13 protein-coding genes are annotated in these 18612 nt (G+C 49.1%); 12 read left to right on the top strand and 1 reads right to left on the bottom strand.

Translation table 11 applies throughout. The annotated features are described in order from the left end of the window. The 3 genes from GCU44_RS16470 to GCU44_RS16460 all read left to right on the top strand — a co-directional run bounded on the left by GCU44_RS16470 (position 1) and on the right by GCU44_RS16460 (position 3445). Positions 1–1476 carry a glutamate synthase subunit beta gene (locus tag GCU44_RS16470; protein ID WP_154857819.1) on the top strand — a complete coding sequence of 492 codons (1476 nt, stop codon included), beginning with the start codon at positions 1–3 and terminating at the stop codon, positions 1474–1476. A 154-nt stretch (positions 1477–1630) separates the two neighbouring features. After that, positions 1631–1834 (top strand): energy transducer TonB, encoded by a 204-nt coding sequence (locus tag GCU44_RS16465; protein WP_154857817.1) that lies wholly within the window; start codon positions 1631–1633, stop codon positions 1832–1834. A gap of 357 nt (positions 1835–2191) precedes the next feature. Further along, on the top strand, positions 2192–3445 hold the full coding sequence (locus tag GCU44_RS16460) for a PepSY-associated TM helix domain-containing protein (protein ID WP_154857815.1): 1254 nt from the start codon (positions 2192–2194) through the stop codon (positions 3443–3445). 50 nt (positions 3446–3495) lie between these two features. Here GCU44_RS16460 and GCU44_RS16455 read toward each other — a convergent pair whose 3' ends face one another. Continuing rightward, on the bottom strand, positions 3496–4638 hold the full coding sequence (locus GCU44_RS16455) for an amidohydrolase family protein (protein ID WP_154857813.1): 1143 nt from the start codon (positions 4636–4638) through the stop codon (positions 3496–3498). Between the two features lie 195 nt (positions 4639–4833). Here GCU44_RS16455 and rnhA point away from each other — a divergent pair, with 195 nt between their 5' ends. From rnhA to GCU44_RS16410, 9 genes are all read left to right on the top strand, one after another. After that, positions 4834–5301 (top strand): ribonuclease HI, encoded by a 468-nt coding sequence (rnhA, locus tag GCU44_RS16450; RefSeq protein WP_154857811.1) that lies wholly within the window; start codon positions 4834–4836, stop codon positions 5299–5301. A 2-nt stretch (positions 5302–5303) separates the two neighbouring features. Then, positions 5304–6020, top strand: coding sequence for a tRNA1(Val) (adenine(37)-N6)-methyltransferase (locus GCU44_RS16445; RefSeq protein WP_154857809.1), 717 nt, complete (start codon positions 5304–5306; stop codon positions 6018–6020). 254 nt (positions 6021–6274) lie between these two features. After that, positions 6275–8557 carry a glycosyltransferase family 4 protein gene (locus tag GCU44_RS16440; protein WP_154857807.1) on the top strand — a complete coding sequence of 761 codons (2283 nt, stop codon included), beginning with the start codon at positions 6275–6277 and terminating at the stop codon, positions 8555–8557. A gap of 60 nt (positions 8558–8617) precedes the next feature. Continuing rightward, positions 8618–9628, top strand: coding sequence for a glycosyltransferase family 4 protein (locus GCU44_RS16435; protein WP_154857805.1), 1011 nt, complete (start codon positions 8618–8620; stop codon positions 9626–9628). A gap of 82 nt (positions 9629–9710) precedes the next feature. Next, positions 9711–11177, top strand: coding sequence for a glycoside hydrolase family 130 protein (locus tag GCU44_RS16430; protein WP_206670853.1), 1467 nt, complete (start codon positions 9711–9713; stop codon positions 11175–11177). Between the two features lie 15 nt (positions 11178–11192). Next, entirely contained in the window at positions 11193–11402 is a 210-nt protein-coding gene (locus GCU44_RS16425; RefSeq protein WP_154857801.1) for a hypothetical protein, read from the top strand. Between the two features lie 278 nt (positions 11403–11680). Further along, entirely contained in the window at positions 11681–12217 is a 537-nt protein-coding gene (locus tag GCU44_RS16420; protein WP_154857799.1) for a macro domain-containing protein, read from the top strand. A gap of 28 nt (positions 12218–12245) precedes the next feature. Next, positions 12246–13331: an alpha-amylase family protein gene (locus GCU44_RS16415; RefSeq protein ID WP_154857797.1), complete on the top strand. Its 1086-nt coding sequence runs from the start codon at positions 12246–12248 to the stop codon at positions 13329–13331. A gap of 286 nt (positions 13332–13617) precedes the next feature. Further along, positions 13618–18429 carry a RecQ family ATP-dependent DNA helicase gene (locus tag GCU44_RS16410; RefSeq protein ID WP_154857795.1) on the top strand — a complete coding sequence of 1604 codons (4812 nt, stop codon included), beginning with the start codon at positions 13618–13620 and terminating at the stop codon, positions 18427–18429. Positions 18430–18612: the final 183 nt, after the last annotated feature.

The following is an 18612-nucleotide window of genomic DNA, read 5'->3' as shown; positions in this document are numbered from 1 at the left end:
ATGGCGGATAAGGAAGGTTTCTTAAAATACAAACGACAGCTACAAAGCTCACGGTCGCCTGAAAATAGGAAAAACGATTACAAAGAAATATACAAGCCCTTGGACCCCAAGGTATTGAATCAGCAGGCAGCCCGATGCATGGATTGCGGCATCCCCTTTTGCCACAACGGCTGCCCCCTGGGCAATGTCATTCCGGATTTTAACGATGCGGTTTACCACAAGGAATGGGAATTGGCCTACAACATCCTTCGCGGCACCAACAACTTCCCGGAGTTTACCGGTAGGATATGCCCTGCGCCATGTGAGGCCAGTTGTGTACTGGGCATCAACAAAGACCCGGTGGCGATCGAGTTGATAGAAAAGAGCATTGCAGAAAAAGCTTACGAACTTGATTTGGTCAAGCCAAAAATCCCAGCCCATCGGACTGGTAAAAAGGTAGCAGTCATTGGTTCCGGCCCTGCGGGTCTTGCCGCGGCAGACCAGTTAAATCAGGCGGGGCACGAAGTCACCGTATTTGAAAAAGACAAGGAAGTAGGTGGCCTGCTTCGGTATGGCATCCCTGACTTCAAATTGGAGAAATGGGTGATTGAGCGCAGGGTAAACGTGATGAACGAAGAGGGTGTCATATTCAGCAAGGACACCGAGGTTGGGTTCAATATCAAAGCCGAAAACATACTTCAAAATTACGATGCCGTTGTTTTGTCCACTGGAGCACAGCACCCCCGGGATTTGAAAATCAACAACCGGGATGCCCAGGGCGTACACTTCGCGATGGATTTTCTGGGACGGCAAAATCAGGTAATCGCCGGAGAGTTGGATGAAAATCCGATCCATGCAAAAGGCAAGCACGTGATTGTAATTGGTGGCGGCGATACGGGGAGTGACTGCATCGGTACGTCTAACCGCCACGGAGCAGCTTCCGTAACGCAACTGGAACTGCTTCCCAAGCCTCCACAGGGCAGGACCACCCTCAATCCATGGCCAGAATGGCCCATGACGCTGAGAACCTCCAGTTCCCACGAAGAAGGAGCGGAGCGCGTATGGTCGGTACTTACCAAAGAGTTTACCAAAGATGCCGATGGAAATGTTACAGGTCTTACCGTAGTGGAAATCGAGTGGAAGGAAGAAAACGGAAGAATGCAGTTTTACGAAATCGAAGGTACTGAAAAGACGCTTCCTTGCGACCTCGCATTGCTAGCGATCGGCTACCTGGGGCCCAAATCTGGGCTTCTGGAAGCTTTTGACGTGGAATTGATGGAAAACGGGCTGCCCAAATCCAAAAATTACCAAAGTTCTGTCCCTAAGGTTTTTCTTGCCGGGGACATGCGTCGGGGTCAATCCCTGGTGGTATGGGCCATTGCCGAGGGTAGGGAATGTGCCGTAGAGGTGGATAAATTCCTAAGCGGTGGAAAATCTTCCCTGGCCCGAAGGGATCAGTCCTTCTACTCCTACGAGCAAAGCGAGGCGGAGGCCTAAACTTGAGGAGTTGATTGAATAAAATACAATAAAAGGCAGTTTTTTGAAACTGCCTTTTTTTTTAATAAAACCCAAAAATGGAAGAATTTGGTCCAGGTGAACACCGGAGCCAGGCTTGTTTTGTTGGGAGGCGACGCACAATTCTACCATTTTTTTGGCCACTAATCGCAGGTACCCCTCGACCGCATTCGCTATGGGAGAATCGGGGACGCTTGGCGTGGTGGTGACCAGTACCAAAGATGGACAAATCATACATCCCTTTATCCCAAACGAAGGGGACAAAGACCTGGATGAGGAGGCACTACGAGTGACTCGCTTACTCCCAGACGAATGGGTTCCACTAAAACTAATGGCATAGCCATGGATAGTTTGGTCCTTCTATTCCTCAATTTTCGACGGGGCTAAGGCGCCCTCCACTACCCGAAAAAAGCAATGCTACCCGGAGACAAAAAATTCAGGCTTTATTAGATTAAATCTAAATAATAATTGTATATATTTGGTCGGAAAGACGCCGTCCTTTGTCGGAGGTTTGCACAGCGCTTTCGCAGGGCTGGTTTGTTGCTTGGCTGACAGACACTGCTGCGGGATGCTCCGCTAGTAGCATTACCCCGAACGAAGGCAGTGAGAATAAATACCCATTTGATCCGGTTTCAAACAAGGCGGGGACATCCGTACTGACTTGTTTCCGCTAAAAATACTAGCAAATGCTTTTCCCATGAATACACCTGGCACCAACCTGTCCTGGATTACAATCCGAAAATTTGTTAACGACATTCATCTCTGGGCTGGACTGATTAGCGGCATTGTGTTGCTGATCGTATGTCTAACCGGAACCTTGTATGTCTACAATACCGAAATTAGGGAGTGGGCTGCCTCCCATCTTTACCGGGTAGAGGTGCCTCCCGGGCAAACCAGGTTAGCGGTGGAAACCATTCTTGAGAATGGACAGAAATATATCGAAGGAGATATTACCGGACTAAAAATTCCCTACGAGGCCAACCGCAGCTTGCAGGTGACCGCCAGGGCCGAGGGGGACCTTAGCCGTTTTGGGACGACCTATTTTTTCAATCCGTATACCGCTGCCTACCTGGGCAATAGCAAAGAACCCAACCCTGCCGCGGAGGTAATGGGGAACCTCTTTAGCCTGCATCGCTGGCTGCTCCTGGACAAAATAGAAGAGCCATTGATCGGTGGGTTGGAAAACCGCAAGCTGGGAAGTTACATCACGGGAAGTGCCACTATTTTGTTTACCATAGGAGTCCTGACCGGTCTGATCATCTGGGTGCCCAGAAAAGCCCGCTATTGGCGGAAAGGGTTGAAAATCAAATTCGACAGCAATTGGAAACGGATCAACCACGACTTACACAATACCCTGGCTTTTTATTCCGCAATCGTTCTTTTCCTCATGGGGGTCACCGGGCCTTTCTGGTCCTTCCCCTGGTACCGGGAAGGCTTGCAAAAAACCCTCGGAACCTATCAGGAGCGCAGGGAAGCCAAACCGGAAAAAAGTGCTGCAACGACCAATGCCGCACCGAAAGAAAGTGGAGCAATGGCCTTGTTTCCTATGGAAGAATACGTGGAAGTGGCCGACCTGGCGTTGGGCTACAAAGGAAGCTACAGCATTGATCTGCCTCAGAAAGGGGCAACAGACGTACGCATTAGCAAAAAGAGGGCAGGCTTTTTTGCGCCCGCCGCTTCGGACCAGGTGGTAGTGGATGCCGGCACCAAAGCAGTAAAGCAAGTGGCGTTGTTTCGCGATCAACCCTTCAACCAACGTATTTCCCGGTCCATCAAAGCCCTGCATGTGGGGGACGTGTACGGGTCCTTTAGCAAGTTGCTGTATTTTATTTCCTGCCTGATAGCGACCAGCCTGCCTGTCACCGGCACCCTTATCTGGATCAATAAGATGAAAAAGAAAAAACAGACAAGGAAACCACCAAAAGGCCGGGAAACCGTCACTTCCTACTAATGGATCTTTACGAGGAAAAAGCAAGCCGGCGGTAGATATCTCGTAGGGAATCAATCCGGAAAAAGGCTCGCATCCATGTTGGGGATAATCCGCAAGGCATTTTTATAGTAAACTTTTTTCAATACTTCGTCCGGCAAGTCCAGGCCGTACATGCGCCAGAAGGCATGGTATTTCTTGTAGTAGGGGAAATACTCATCGGCTGTTTCCAATACCCGGAAATAGGTGTAAAATTCTTCTTTGTTGTAGGCATCCTTTCCAAAAAGAATCCGGTCCTGGTACTGGATAAAAAACTCCCGTGCCATGCGGGGCTGCCTGCCGAATTCGGCTATAACTGCTCCAATACCAAAGTTTACATTGGGATATTCCTCCAGGTGGCGTCCGGCTTTTGCCAGATCGTTAGCCATCCAGCCCATATGGGCATTGATAAAGGTGGTCTTGGGGTGCTTGCGAAACACATGGTGTTGCTCGGCAATGATTTGCTCGAAAGGCGCCGGGTTGTCCGGGCCTCGTTTTCGGTTGGGGTTAATTTTCAACTCCAGCCAGCGCTCGTTGCGGGCATCCATGGGCTGCCAAAAGGGGGCCGGGTCTGCCGCATGGATAAGCACCGGAATGCCCAGTTCGCCGCACTTGGCCCATATCGGGTCCAGGTCAGGATGGTCAATCGGTACCCGGTTGCCTTGGATATCATTGATAGAAAGTCCGAGGCTTTTGTAAATCTTCAAGCCATTGGCACCATTTCTTACGTCCGTTTCCAACTCCTCTACTGCATTTTTCACCCAATCTTCGCCTCCGAAACCCTCGAACCCCAAATTGGTAAAGACAATAAAACGACCCGGAGCGACGCCGTTAAACCGGCGGATCATCGAATTCAAGTAGGCCTGGGCATCGATTTCACTCCGGCTCCTGGCAAATCCCTTACCGCTAAGATTCACCATGGTGGCCATATTCAGTTCATCCATTTCGGATACCAGTCTATGGATCAGTTCCTGTGTCACGTTCCATTGATGGCTGTGAATGTCGACAAAGGGGAATTTTGCCGATTTTACCGGGTTTTCGGGAACTACCAGCGTGGATACAGGCTCGTATTCCTCGAAACCCATTTCCTGGGCATTTGCGGTAAGCGGACAGAAAACAACGAGCGAGAGCAGGCCAGCTAACAGCGTTTTGAGAAGAGAGGAAGCACGTTCGGACATGGCAATTGGTTTTGAATCAGCGTTGAATTTACAACAGAAATGTCAATCTTCCAGCACATCGCCCCAGCTTCTTACAAATGCCTTCCGCCGGGATACCCCATTCCAGGTAGCAGTCGATTTATCACAGGAAGGGTGGCGAGATTTTAGCACTATCAGAATTTAATGTACTTTTGATCGTTGATTTGACGAACAGTTATGATAAAAATCTATACGGACGGCTCCTCCCGAGGCAATCCGGGCCCCGGGGGATACGGCGTGGTGTTGCTATACAAAGACCTGCGAAAGGAGCTCGCTGAGGGCTTTCGCCTGACTACCAACAACCGCATGGAGCTGCTGGCAGTTATCCGGGGCTTGGAGGCGCTTAAGGTAGCGGGCCTACCCATTACCATCTATTCCGACAGCAAATACGTGGTAGACGCCATCCAAAAAGGTTGGATCTGGGGCTGGCAGAAAAAAGGCTTTAAGGACAAAAAAAATCCCGACCTTTGGAAAAAATACATTCCGCTTCATCTTCGGTATAAACCTCGGTTTCATTGGGTAAAGGGCCACGATGGCAACATAGAAAACGAACGCTGCGACCAATTGGCAGTCGCTGCTGCCTCGGGTTCTGGTCTGAAAATCGACGAAGGTTACGAAGCCGCGCAGGAGAACGGCATGTTTTAGGGATGGCGAATAGTTACTTTCAATTCAAACAATTTTTGATTCGTCAGGACCGCTGTGCGATGAAATTGAGCACCGATGCGATCTTGCTAGGCGCCCTGGCTCAACACCCGGGCCCAAAACAAATCTTGGACATAGGAGCGGGAACGGGTGTTATTGGACTTATGCTTGCCCAACGATTTCCAGACGCAGAAGTGCATGGGGTGGAAATTGAGCAAGCTGCTTTTACCCAGGCTTCCGAAAACATTCAGCAGAGTCCATGGAAAGAAAGAATGAAACTATTTCATCTTCCCTTTCAAGTGTATGCGAAAAACTCCAACCAAAAATACGACTTGATCGCAAGCAATCCCCCCTATTTTGCGAATCACCTCAAGTCGAAAGACCCCGGAAGAAATTGGGCCCTTCACGATGATCAATTGTCGTTGACAGATTTGGTGAAAGGCGTCAATCGAGCCTTAGGTAAGGAAGGCTCATTTTGGCTGATTTTGCCTGGCACGGAAATGAAACGTTTTGCCGAGTTAGCGCTCCATTCCGACCTCCACCGGAGTGTCCGGTACCAGATTTACGATCGACCGGAACGCCCACCCCACCGAGAAATCTGTTGCTTTAGAAAGTCTGTCCTACCCAACAGCCATTCGCTCGGAATCTGCTTAAAAGATACAGCCGGACAATACAGTCAGGCTTACCGTAAACTGTTACACGATTTTTTGCTCGATCGCTAGTACCCCGGATTCCTAGTCCTTTACCAACGTTACAAAAATCCCGGTTTGGCAAACTGACACCATTGAGGGCACTACGTTTCAGCGGTATATTCCAGATAGCCTGCAAAAGGGGTGCGTTTAGCAGAAATACCGGACTGCCACAACTACTTCTTTATTGCCGCGGGAGAGCCGTCCGGTATTTTGTGCGTATTCCCCGATTCCGATTTATATGTTACCAAATCCCATCGAGGCCTAATTATTGCTATGGTGAAACCATGAAACTTGTATACATCGGCACCTATCCCCCTCGCGAATGCGGCATTGGTATTTTCACCCAAGACCTTTACCGGGCCATGGTCGCCGATCCGGACAAGGAAAAAGCTGATACCCTCCCGGCAGAAAATCCGGTGGAAGGCTTCGTAGTAGCCATGAATGATCATGACCTGGAATATGCCTATCCAGAGGAAGTGAAAGTAGTCATTCGCCAGGAACAGCAACGCGACTACCTGAAAGCCGTGAAATACATCAATTTAAGCGGGGCAGAGCTGTGCATTTTGGAGCACGAGTTCGGTATTTTTGGTGGGCAGAATGGCATGTATATTTTGCCGCTGCTGCATCGGTTGGAAATTCCACTTATCGTTACACTTCACACGATTCTGGAAAAACCCTCCTACAACGAAAAGGCAGTATTGGAGCAAATCTGCAAAATGGCGTACAAAATTGTTGTAATGAGTCACAAGGCCATTGAATTTCTCCATTCCATCTACGATGTAGATCCAGGTAAAATCGAATTGATTGAACACGGTGTTCCCGATATTCAGTTCGATCAGGAACAGTCGAAAAAGGCCTTCAAGCTCGAAAAAAAGAAATTTTTACTCACGTTTGGCATTATCAGCAGGAACAAGGGGATCGAAACCGTCATCAAGGCCTTGCCAAAAGTGATTGAAAAACACCCCGATGTAGTCTATATGGTTTTGGGAAAAACCCATCCGAACGTGTTGCACCACTCGGGCGAAGAATACCGCAATTTCCTACACCTGCTCGTAAAAACCCTACACCTGCAAGAACATGTAATCTTCTTAAATGAGTTTATCGATCAAAACGAACTATTTAGATACCTGGCCGCTTCCGATATTTATATCACGCCCTACCTAAACGAGGCGCAGATTACCAGTGGTACCCTTTCCTATGCAGTTGGCGTCGGGTCTGCCGTTATTTCCACTCCTTACTGGCACGCCACTGAGCTTCTGGACGGGGGACGGGGCCGATTGTTTGGTTTTAATGACTCTGTGGCCCTTTCCACCATCCTGCTGGAACTATTGGATTACCCGCAAGCGCTAAAAAAAATCCGCAAAAAAGCACGCGACTACGGAAAAACCATCACCTGGTCCAAATCCGGCGACAAGTATGTAGCGCTTGCAAGGGCTGTCTGCCGGGATAAACCGGAGGTTGTGTCCCGGCCGGAGACCCTGATTGACCCGCTGATGCTTCCACCTTTTTCCTTGGACCATATCCGACGCCTGACCGACGATACGGGCATTATTCAGCACGCAAAATTTGGAATTCCCAATCTCAAAGAAGGCTATTGCCTGGATGACAATGCCCGTGCACTACTAATGGTATTGATGGACTATCAGCAGACAAAAAATAAAATAGCCCTAAGCCTCGCCCCCATCTACCTGAGCTACATCCATTTTATGCAGAATGAAGACGGCACCTTCCGTAATTTTCTTAGTTTCAGCAGGCAATTTTTGGACGAGGTGGGATCCGAGGATTCCTTTGGACGCACCATCTGGGCACTGGGATACCTCCTGGGCAACGCCCCAAATGATGCGTACTACCAGACTGGAAAGCTCGTGTTTTTCGACGCTTTGCCAAACTTCGAAAAAATTCAATCCATCCGGGGCATCGCCAATACCATGTTGGGAATTAGTTACTACCTTACATCCAACCCTTCCGACGAGTCCATGGTAGAAACCCTAAGAAACCTGGCACACAAACTGGTCAATCACTACGGGGCAAACAGAACGGAAGATTGGAAATGGTTTGAGCCATTGCTGGCCTATGACAATGGAATTTTACCCCTTGCGCTACTGCATGCAGCCGAAATACTTCCGGAGGAACGAATCCGGGCAGTGGCCCTGGAAAGCATGGGTTTTCTAACAAAAACAACCCTCCATGACGGTTACCTATCCATTATCGGTAACGAAAATTGGTATCAAAAAGAGGGCGAGCGGTCTCAGTTTGCCCAGCAACCCATTGATGCACTGGCCATGATTCTGATGTATCAGCAGGCCTTTCACCTTACCAAAGACAAGGAATACCTATCAAAGCTCTTTTCCTGTTTTATGTGGTTTCTCGGCGAGAACGATTTACGAATGAGTCTATTCGACTTCGAAACCAAAGGTTGTTGCGATGGCTTCGAAAGCAATGGAATCAACCGAAACCAGGGGGCCGAAAGCTCCCTGGCATACCTGATTTCCTATTTGATCGTGTTGCAGGCCTTTGAAGAATTTGAAGAAAAGCAATTGGTAAAAACCACCGGGCAGGGTCGATAGGCAGAAAAATCCCGCCAGCTACCGCGTATTCTGCCTAATTCATCTTTTGCGTTAATTCCTATGAAAATCGCCGTTCTTTCACCCATTGCCTGGAGAACCCCACCGCTGACCTATGGTCCCTGGGAACAGGTGGCTTCCAACCTAACCGAAGGACTGCTTGAAAAAAACATCGACGTCACGCTATTCGCCACCGGAAATTCCATTACGCAGGGAAAATTGGCCTATGTCAGCCAAACCGGCTACGCCGAAAACCCAGATAATGACCCGAAAGTCTGGGAATGCCTCCATATCAGCCATTTAATGGAACAAGCAGATGATTTTGACCTGATTCATAACCATTTCGATTTCCTTCCACTGAGCTATTCCCGCTTGATCAGGCCACCCATGCTGACCACGATTCACGGCTTTTCCTCCCAGCGGATCATACCTGTCTATAAAAAATACAACGCCTCCACGCATTACGTGTCAATAAGCAACTCCGACCGCCATCCGGACCTGGATTACCTGCAGACCGTGTATAACGGAATCAATGCCAGTGAATTCACCTTTCGACCCGAGCCAGAAGATTACCTGTTGTTTTTTGGAAGAATACACCCCGATAAGGGCACCTACGAGGCCATACAAATTGCAAAAAAATCCGGTAGAAAATTAATCATTTCGGGCCTAATCCAGGACCAGGCCTATTTCGACGAACGGGTACTTCCGTTCCTCAATGACGAAGATATCGTTTTTGTCGGCAATTCGGGACCAGTGGATAGGGATCGCTTGATGGGGGGTGCCTGTGCACTGTTACACCCGATTTCCTTTCGAGAACCCTTTGGGTTGAGTGTGGCAGAAGCCATGTTTTGCGGTACTCCCGTCATTGCGTTTAACCTGGGTTCCATGCCGGAACTTATCCTGGACGGAAAAACAGGCTTTCTGGTCGATACGATCGAAGAAGCCGTGACCGCTGTCAACGCCCTTCCCTCCATCGAAAGAAAAAATTGCCGGGATTGGGCAAACGCTACATTCAGCAAGGAAAAAATGACGGATCAATACCTTCAAGTGTACGAACAGCTAGTAACCACCTAGCCCCAGAAACCACCTATTCAGGCAAAATTGCCTACAAAACGAGAAAAACCCGGACATGTACGACCGCTCTTTTAATAAACCAATGGTAAAACGCACACGAATCAAAATCGTCAGAAATACCTCCCGGGTGATTACCCGGGCACACATTCCGGAGATCCACCGAATAACCAAAATAATCGACCGCGTACAAAAGCTGACCGAAGCGAAAGCTGAGGAACTTCTTTTTCACATCAATCGGCATTTTATCGGTCGGCATAAAAACATCGAGGCGATTTATACCCGAAATTTCGGTAAGGTAGCCCACAACCTGGATGAAGACTTCAGCCTAAGCCATACACGGCAATTACTGATTGGTGCTTTTTTTACCATGGAATATTCCATTGAGTCCGCCGCCCTTTTCAATCCATCCATCGTGCCACATCCGAATCAGGAGGGTCTACCGGAGGGAAGTATTCGGTTTATCATGAGTTTGAGAGCCACCGGAGAGGGCCACATCTCCTCGATCGTCTTTCGCAGCGGTACGATTAAAGCCGACTGCACCTTCTTGATTAACCCGGTAAGCGAATTTGTAGATTCGCCCCGAATCAGGCACGATCAGTCGTATGACCGTCATTTATTTCAACTTAAGCTTGAAAACATGCATGCCTGGAACGAAACCAGCGTCCGAATTTTCGAAGGGTTGGACAATTTATTTAGCTTTGACGAACTAAAAAACAGGATTAACGCGGTACAACTAAATACCGAACGCGCTTTCGATACGGAAGCCGTTAAAAATATCGCCTGGCTGGCCGATTCAAACTACTTTATCAAATTTGAGGAGAAACACGACATTTCCGAACACGTCATTTTTCCCTTGTCTGCAAACGAAAGCCGCGGAATCGAAGACGCCCGATTTGTAAAATTTTATACGGACACTGATTCCTTTACCTATTACGCTACCTATACCGCCTACAACGGCGTATGCATTCTGCCCCAATTACTGGAAACGAAGGATTTTATCAATTTTGACATCATTACGCTGAATGGCAAAGCCGTCCAAAACAAAGGCATGGCGCTGTTTCCTCGGAAAATACACGGGAAATACGCCATGTTGTCCCGTGTGGACGGAGAAAATAATTACATCATGTTTTCGGATCACTTGCATTTTTGGGATGAGGCCATCCTTCTTCAGGAGCCCGAATTGCCCTGGGAGTTTTTTCAGGTTGGAAACTGTGGCTCCCCGATCGAGATTAACGAAGGCTGGCTGGTGCTTACCCACGGGGTCGGCGCCATGCGGCAATACTTCATCGGGGCCATGTTGCTTGACCTGAACGATCCGACGAAAATAATCGCCCGTCTCGAAGAACCGCTACTTACCCCCAACGAAGAAGAGCGGGAAGGCTACGTACCCAACGTGGTGTATTCCTGCGGAGCCTTGATCCACAAAAACGTACTGGTGATACCCTATGCCATGTCCGATATCACATCCGGAATTGCTACTGTGCCCGTACCCGAACTGCTGGCCTGCATGACGCCATGCGGCGAGTACGGAAAACCAACCCAGATGTAAAAAAAAGGAAAAATTATGCAAGAGTCCCGTGTGGTGGAGCGAATAAGTCCAGCTGCTAAACGATTCTTCACTGCGTTGTCCCGCATTCATTTTATACGAACTGCGTATGTTGATGCCCATGATGCCTGTCCTTACCACCGCACCAACAGGCTGCGCCTTGCTCCTGAGACCGTTTACTTCCCGGGCGGGAATACAGAGGAAAGTGCGTTTCAGGAAGACTGGTAACTCAGGCCTCCACCTACGGTAGACTACATCTTTGTCAACAAAAAATTCATCGTGAATTCCTACGAGATTAGCCATCGTATCCGGGCAGGAGTCTTTATCGCCGATCATTGGCCACTTATTGCAAAAATAGCGCTTGCCAATAAACAGCTACCGATGTGTTTTGAACGGATTCGAAGGCAAAAAGCAATCCGATCGAACCAGAATACTTGTCTGGAAAACCCGTAAACCCTTTCAGTGACTGGTTTTGGTAATCCTTTACAAAAAGATTACATTCAGGAATGAACGAAATAAAACCACCGCAGGCCCAGATTGAACTCGTGGTGGGGGACATCACGCAACAAGCCGATGCTGACATCATCGTCAACGCCGCCAACGCTCAATTGGAATCAGGGGGAGGTGTGGCCGGTGCCATCCATCGAGCTGCCGGACCCGACCTGGCTGAAGCCTGTCGCCCCCTGGCACCCATCCGTCCGGGAGAAGCCGTCATTTCGCCTGCTTTTCGACTTCCCAATTCTTATGTGATCCACTGTCTGGGACCGGTTTATGGGCAGGACGAGCCTTCCGATACCTTGCTCGCAAACTGCTACCGCAATGCCCTGTTACTGGCAGATAAACAACGGGTAAAGTCAATCGCCTTCCCGGCCATCTCCACCGGCATCTTCGGATTCCCGAAAGAAAAAGCAGCCAAAATAGCGTTGCGTACCATCAAATCCAGCATTCCTTCCTTACAAACCATCCGAACAATACGAATGGTGCTCTTTGACCAGGCGGACCTCACGATTTTTGAGGAAAAGCTTGCGCAAATAATTGAGTAGCCACAGAAACCAGTACACACCCAACCCAATGAAGATATCCCCGATAAAAAATGTTGTCTTTTTGACGCTTTTCCTACTGCTGTTTCCCTTTGCCGTTATTTCTCAAACCTTCGGCGAGCGTGCGTTTGTCAAAGGGATTTATGGCAATCCGGAAAGAATGCTTACCGCCGGCTATCAACTGGACGAACTGGGGGTAAATGCCGTTTTCGTCAGAAGAGCCTCCCTGAATCCAGAATTCCATGCTACAGCCAAAGCTCAAGGCTGCAAGGTGTTCGTAGAGTTCCCCACCCTGAATGGGAAAGGCTACATCGAAACCCATCCGGAGGCCTGGCCTATCAATGCAGCGGGTGAACGGGCAGCTCCGGCAGATTGGTTTATGGGGGTATGCCCGACCGATTCCGAGTTCAAATCCTTCCGCGTCGAACAACTCCGAGAGACGCTACGTGACTATTCGGTTGATGGTGTGTTCTTAGACTACCTACATTGGCATGCTCAATTTGAAACGGACCAACCGATACTTCCGGAAACCTGCTTTTGCGATCGGTGTACCGGCCTCTTTGAAGCAGCAAAAGCCCTACACATTCCAACCGAAGGCACCGCAGGCAGGGCACAATGGGTCCTCGAAAACCAGGAGACTGTCTGGAGGGAATGGAGAAATGAGGTATTGAATCAATGGGTAGACGATTTAGGGAAGATCCTACGAGAGGAGCAGCCCAAGGCACTTTTAGGGGTCTTTTATTGCGCCTGGTTCCCGGAAGACCACGGCGGGGCCTTGTACAAAAACCTGGGCATACACGTACCGGCATTGGCCAATCGGGTGGATGTACTCGCCCCCATGCTTTTCCACCGGATGCTGGCCCGACCCGTAAGCTGGTCGGGAGACTACCTAAAATGGCTGGGGCAGACCATCCCCTCCGCCGGTCCGCTGGTCTGGCCCATTGTGCAAGCACACGACAAACCTGGCGAGGTAAGCCCAGAGGAGTTTGGAAAAGCCCTGCAACAAGGGTCCAGCGCCCCCGCATCCGGCATCATGCTATTTTCCGAACAGTCCCTCCTGGAAAATCCGGAAATGATACAGGTGATGCGGGATTTTTACCGGGGAATGCGACCGTAATTGGGTTTTCGGGATGTCCCGAATACCTCCGGAAAAAGCGCTGGACCTTCCAATAGCTGCCATGAAATAGATTGTCCAGATAGGCTTGAGGACAAAACCCCGATTTAAAAAAAGGGAGCGGTTATCCCCCTTTTTGTACGTAAGTTTGTCAGTACCTGGGACGAAATTCCATGTAAAACGCATATTTTTTAAACGATTTTTTTAAACTTGGAAAAAATCGGTTAGCTAGTTGGGTGAATAGGTCATTCTCTCCACCCCATCGTCCGTTTTTTCTGACCAATCGCGCATGGAAACCATCACTTTTATAGATGCCGAGATCGACCCTGTGAGCCATACCATTTTTGACATGGCCGCAGTTTCTGACAAAGGAACGTTCTACCGGGACCGCTCGATTAGCGGCTTTTTGTCCTTTATCGAAAATTCACGGTTTATCTGTGGCCACAATATTTTTAACCACGACATCGCCTTTTTCAAAAAAGCGGGACACCTCTCCTGGCTAAGCGACGATCGGGTGATCGATACCCTCTACTTTTCTCCGCTGCTATTTCCATCCCGGCCCTACCATGCCTTGCTCAAAGACGATAAACTGCAGACAGATGAGCTGAACAACCCCTTAAACGATGCCCGCAAGGCGAAGGATCTTTTTTTCGACGAAGTGGCCGCCTTCCAGAAACTAGATCCCGAAATGCAGGCGCTGTATGTTTTGCTGTTGGGAAAGCAACGCTATTTTTCGGCCTTTTTCAGGTATATCTCGTACGAAAGCAAACCAAACAGCGCCGAAAATTTAATTCGGCAGGTATACGCTTCCAAAATCTGTGAAAACTGTCAGCTATCGCAGCTCATCTCCGAGCAGCCAGTCGAACTGGCCTATTGCCTGGCTTTGATCGGTGCTGCGGACAAATTCTCCATTACACCTCCCTGGGTGCACAAAAATTATCCAGACGTTCAACGGCTACTTTTTTTGCTCAGAGGCAAACCATGCTTGGAGGGCTGTCCGTATTGCGAGCAGTCGCTGGATAGTCATCGGGCCCTCAAGCACTATTTTGGCTACGATTCCTACCGTACCTTTGGTGGGGAAGCTTTGCAGGAAAAAGCCGTTCAGGCGGCCATCGACAACAAGTCGATTTTAGCGGTTTTTCCTACCGGAGGCGGAAAATCCATTACCTTTCAGGTACCCGCACTCATGTCGGGAGAAAGCACCAAAGGACTTACGGTGGTGATTTCTCCCCTGCAATCGCTGATGAAAGATCAGGTGGATAATCTGGAGAAATCCGGCATTACAGCAGCCGCCACCATCAACGGCTTGTTGGACCCAATCGAACGGGCCAATTCCTTTGAGCGGGTGGAGGATGGTTCCGTATCACTACTCTACATTTCGCCCGAATCCTTGCGCTCCAAAAGCATTGAACGCCTCCTTCTGGGACGAACCATCGCCCGTTTTGTTATTGACGAAGCCCATTGTTTTTCTTCCTGGGGTCAGGATTTTCGGGTCGACTATTTGTACATCGGCGATTTCATCAAAAGCCTTCAGCATAAAAAAAAACTGGAAGACGCCATTCCGGTTTCGTGTTTCACCGCCACGGCCAGGCAACAGGTGATTCGGGACATTCGCGCCTATTTTCGGGAAAAGCTATCCCTGGAGCTAATTTTGTTCCAATCCCTTTCCTCGCGCACCAACCTGAATTACAAGGTATATCCCAAGCGCAGCGAAGAGGAAAAATACCAAACGCTGCGGGACCTCCTCGAAGAAAAACAGTGTCCTACGATCGTCTATGTATCCCGGACACGCAAAGCCTATATACTGGCCGATAGGCTCGATCGGGACGGCTTTCCTGCCCGCCCGTACCACGGTAAGATGCCCAAAAACGAAAAAACTGAAAACCAGGATGCCTTTATCCGGGGAGATGTCTCCATCATGGTAGCGACCTCTGCCTTTGGAATGGGCGTCGATAAAAAGGATGTTGGAATGGTCGTTCATTTTGACATATCCGATTCCCTGGAAAACTATGTTCAAGAAGCCGGGCGCGCGGGCAGAGACGAACAAATCACGGCAGATTGCTACGTGCTGTTTGATGAAGACGACTTGAGCAAGCATTTTATCCTGCTGAATCAAACAAAACTCAGCATAAAAGAAATACAGCAGATTTGGAAAGCAATCAAAGACATCACCCGATTTCGATCCGTCGCCTCCCAATCGGCGCTGGAAATCGCGCGAAAAGCGGGCTGGGATGACAACATCATCGAATTGGAAACCCGGGTCACCACGGCCATCGCAGCGTTGGAAGAAGCCGGTTACCTCAAACGAGGGCAAAACATGCCCCGGATTTTTGCAAACAGTATCCTTTCCAAAAACGCTAACGAGGCCATCGAAAAAATCCATGCCTCCAACAAATTTCTCGAAAAGGAAAAAGAGGGTGGTGTGCGCATCATAAAAAAGCTATTTTCCAGCAAAACCAGAAGCGAGGCATCGGATGAAGTCGGCGAATCCAGAATCGACTACATCTCCGACCACCTGGGCATGGTTCGGGAAGAAGTCATCAACATCATCAACTTATTACGGGAGGAAAACATTCTGGCCGATGCCAAAGACCTCAAAGCCTATCTCAAAAAAGGAGCAAACAAAACCCGGTCGCTCGAAATCCTGGAATCCTACGGGAAACTGGAAAACTTCCTACTGACAGCAATCGGGGAAACCGAACGAACCGTTCACCTCAAAGCATTGAATGAAGAAGCCGAAAACTCGGGCTGTACCGATGCCTCTCCGCAAAAGATCAAAACCATCTTTAATTTCTGGGCAATCAAAAATTGGATCAAGAAAAAGCAACACTATACCTCAAAAAATCACCTGGCGGTGGTTTGTATGCAGCACAGGGAGGCGTTGAAAAGCAAATTGGAACTGCGGCATGAATTAAGCAGGTTTATCATCGGCTACCTGTTTGACAAAACCAGCCAGGTCAGGGATACCGCGTCAATTCAGGCACAGGAAACCCTCGTGGACTTTTCTGTGCAAGAATTGAAAACGCAATTCGAAACAGCCCCCGCCCTATTCCGTCAGGAAGCGAGCAGTCAGGAAGTGGAGGATGCCCTCTTTTTTTTGTCGCGTATCGAAGCCATAAAGATCGAAGGTGGTTTTTTGGTGGTGTATAACCGTCTCAACATCGAGCGGCTGGAGCAGGACAATAAACGGCGATACAAAGTGGAAGATTACCAGAAACTTCAACACTTCTACGAAAACAAAGTCCAGCAAATCCACATTGTCGGCGAGTATGCCAATCGGATGATCAGCGATTACAAAGATGCGCTACAGTTTGTGGAAGATTATTTTCACCTAAATTATGCAGCCTTCCTGCAAAAGTATTTCAAAGGAAGCCGGCAAAATGAAATCAAACGAAACATCACCCCGGTAAAATTCAGGCAGCTTTTTGGCGAACTTTCCCCAACCCAATTGCGCATCATAAACGATCATAAAAACCAGTATCTGGCAGTTACGGCCGGACCTGGAAGCGGAAAAACGCGAGTTCTGGTACACAAATTAGCGTCCCTGGTACTGATGGAGGACATTAAGTACGAGCAGCTACTGATGTTGACATTCTCCAGAGCGGCCGCCACCGAGTTCAAAAAACGCCTCTTTGGCCTGCTGGGCAATGCTGCCGGTTACATCGCCATCAAAACCTTTCATTCGTATTGCTTCGACCTGCTGGGAAAAGTGGGCAACCTGGAAAAATCCGAGCAGATACTTCCCATGACCGTCCAAAAAATCAGAAACGGAGAGGTGGAGCCAAGCTGGATTAGCAAAGCCGTATTGGTAATCGACGAGGCACAGGATATGGACGGGGATGAATTTGCGTTGATTCAGGCCCTTATGGAAGAAAACGAGGAAATGCGCGTGATAGCCGTGGGAGACGATGACCAGAACATCTTCGAATTCAGAGGCGCAAGTGGAAAATACCTGGAGCAATTTATCAGCAATAAAAAGGCAGTTCAATACGAACTGGTCGAAAACTACCGAAGCAGACCCAACCTGGTCGCATTTGCGAACGGATTCGCAGGTACCATCAAAACCCGTCTGAAACAAACCCCCATCCTCGCCACGCAGACCGAGGCTGGAAAAATCGAACTGGTTCGGTACCACAGCGACCAACTGGTGATACCACTGGTGCAACGCATCATACAGGCCGGACTATCGGGCAGTACCTGTGTGTTGACCCGGACCAATGAAGAATCCCTTCAGGTCGCCGGCTTACTCACCAAAAACGGGTTCCCCTGCCGGCTGATCCAAAGCAACGAGGGATTCAACCTGCTCCAATTGTACGAGATCCGGTCTTTTTTGAGCCTGCTGTATGGAGGTGAAGCCGTCGTTCTAATCGATGACCAAACTTGGGCCGAGGCCCGACGGAGATGGGAGGTAAAATTCCGATCAAGTTCCAGGTTTATTCCTATCAGCCAATTGTTGACAGATTTTGAACGAAGTCACCCTGTAAAAAAATACCTGTCGGACTTATTGGTCTTTGTCCGGGAATCCAAGTTGGAAGACTTTTATGCGGATTACGGCGATACGGTGCTGGTTTCCACCATTCACAAAGCGAAGGGAAAGGAATTTGACAATGTGTATGTCCTGCTGCCCAATTTTACGCCCAAAACGGACGCCGAGAAGCGGCTGTTATACGTAGCGCTGACACGTGCCAAAAATTTCCTCAGCATTCACCTCAACCGGCCATTTTTGGACACCATTGCCGCGGAAGGCGTGGAACGAAAAACAGACCACCGGGTCTACACAGCTCCCACAGTGTTGGCCATGCAATTGTCCTTCAAAGACGTTTGGTTGGACTTTTTTATGCGCCGACAAGGCTTGCTGGAAAACCTACAAAGCGGTGCCTCACTCAAGGTGGATGGGCAGCGTTGTGTGACAGAAGATGGAAAACCCGTGCTGACCTTTTCGAAACAGTTTCTCAAACAATTGGAGCACCTGGCAAAGAAAGGATACCAACTGAAAGCCGCAAGGGTCAACCATCAGGTTTACTGGCAAAAGGAAGGCATGAAAGACGAGACGCTGATTATTTTACCCGAGCTGCACTTTGAGTTACTGCCCACGGCATAAAACATTAACCGGCGGTTCAGGCAGTACTTTCGTTTACAACGCTGGAATGCCGGAAAGAATTCGTACATTAAGGAAAAACGGGCGCAGGCAGGGGATCCGAAAAGCCATCCAGACGGTACTTGGGACCGAGCGGTGCAGGTACAATCGGAACTTCAAAAAATGCCCTGGTTTGGCTCCCAAAAA

This window comes from Cyclobacterium xiamenense (assembly GCF_009467825.1).
In the GTDB taxonomy this organism is placed as follows: domain Bacteria; phylum Bacteroidota; class Bacteroidia; order Cytophagales; family Cyclobacteriaceae; genus Cyclobacterium; species Cyclobacterium xiamenense.
The sequence above is the reverse complement of the archived record's forward strand: the minus strand, read 5'-3'. Positions and strand labels throughout refer to the sequence as shown.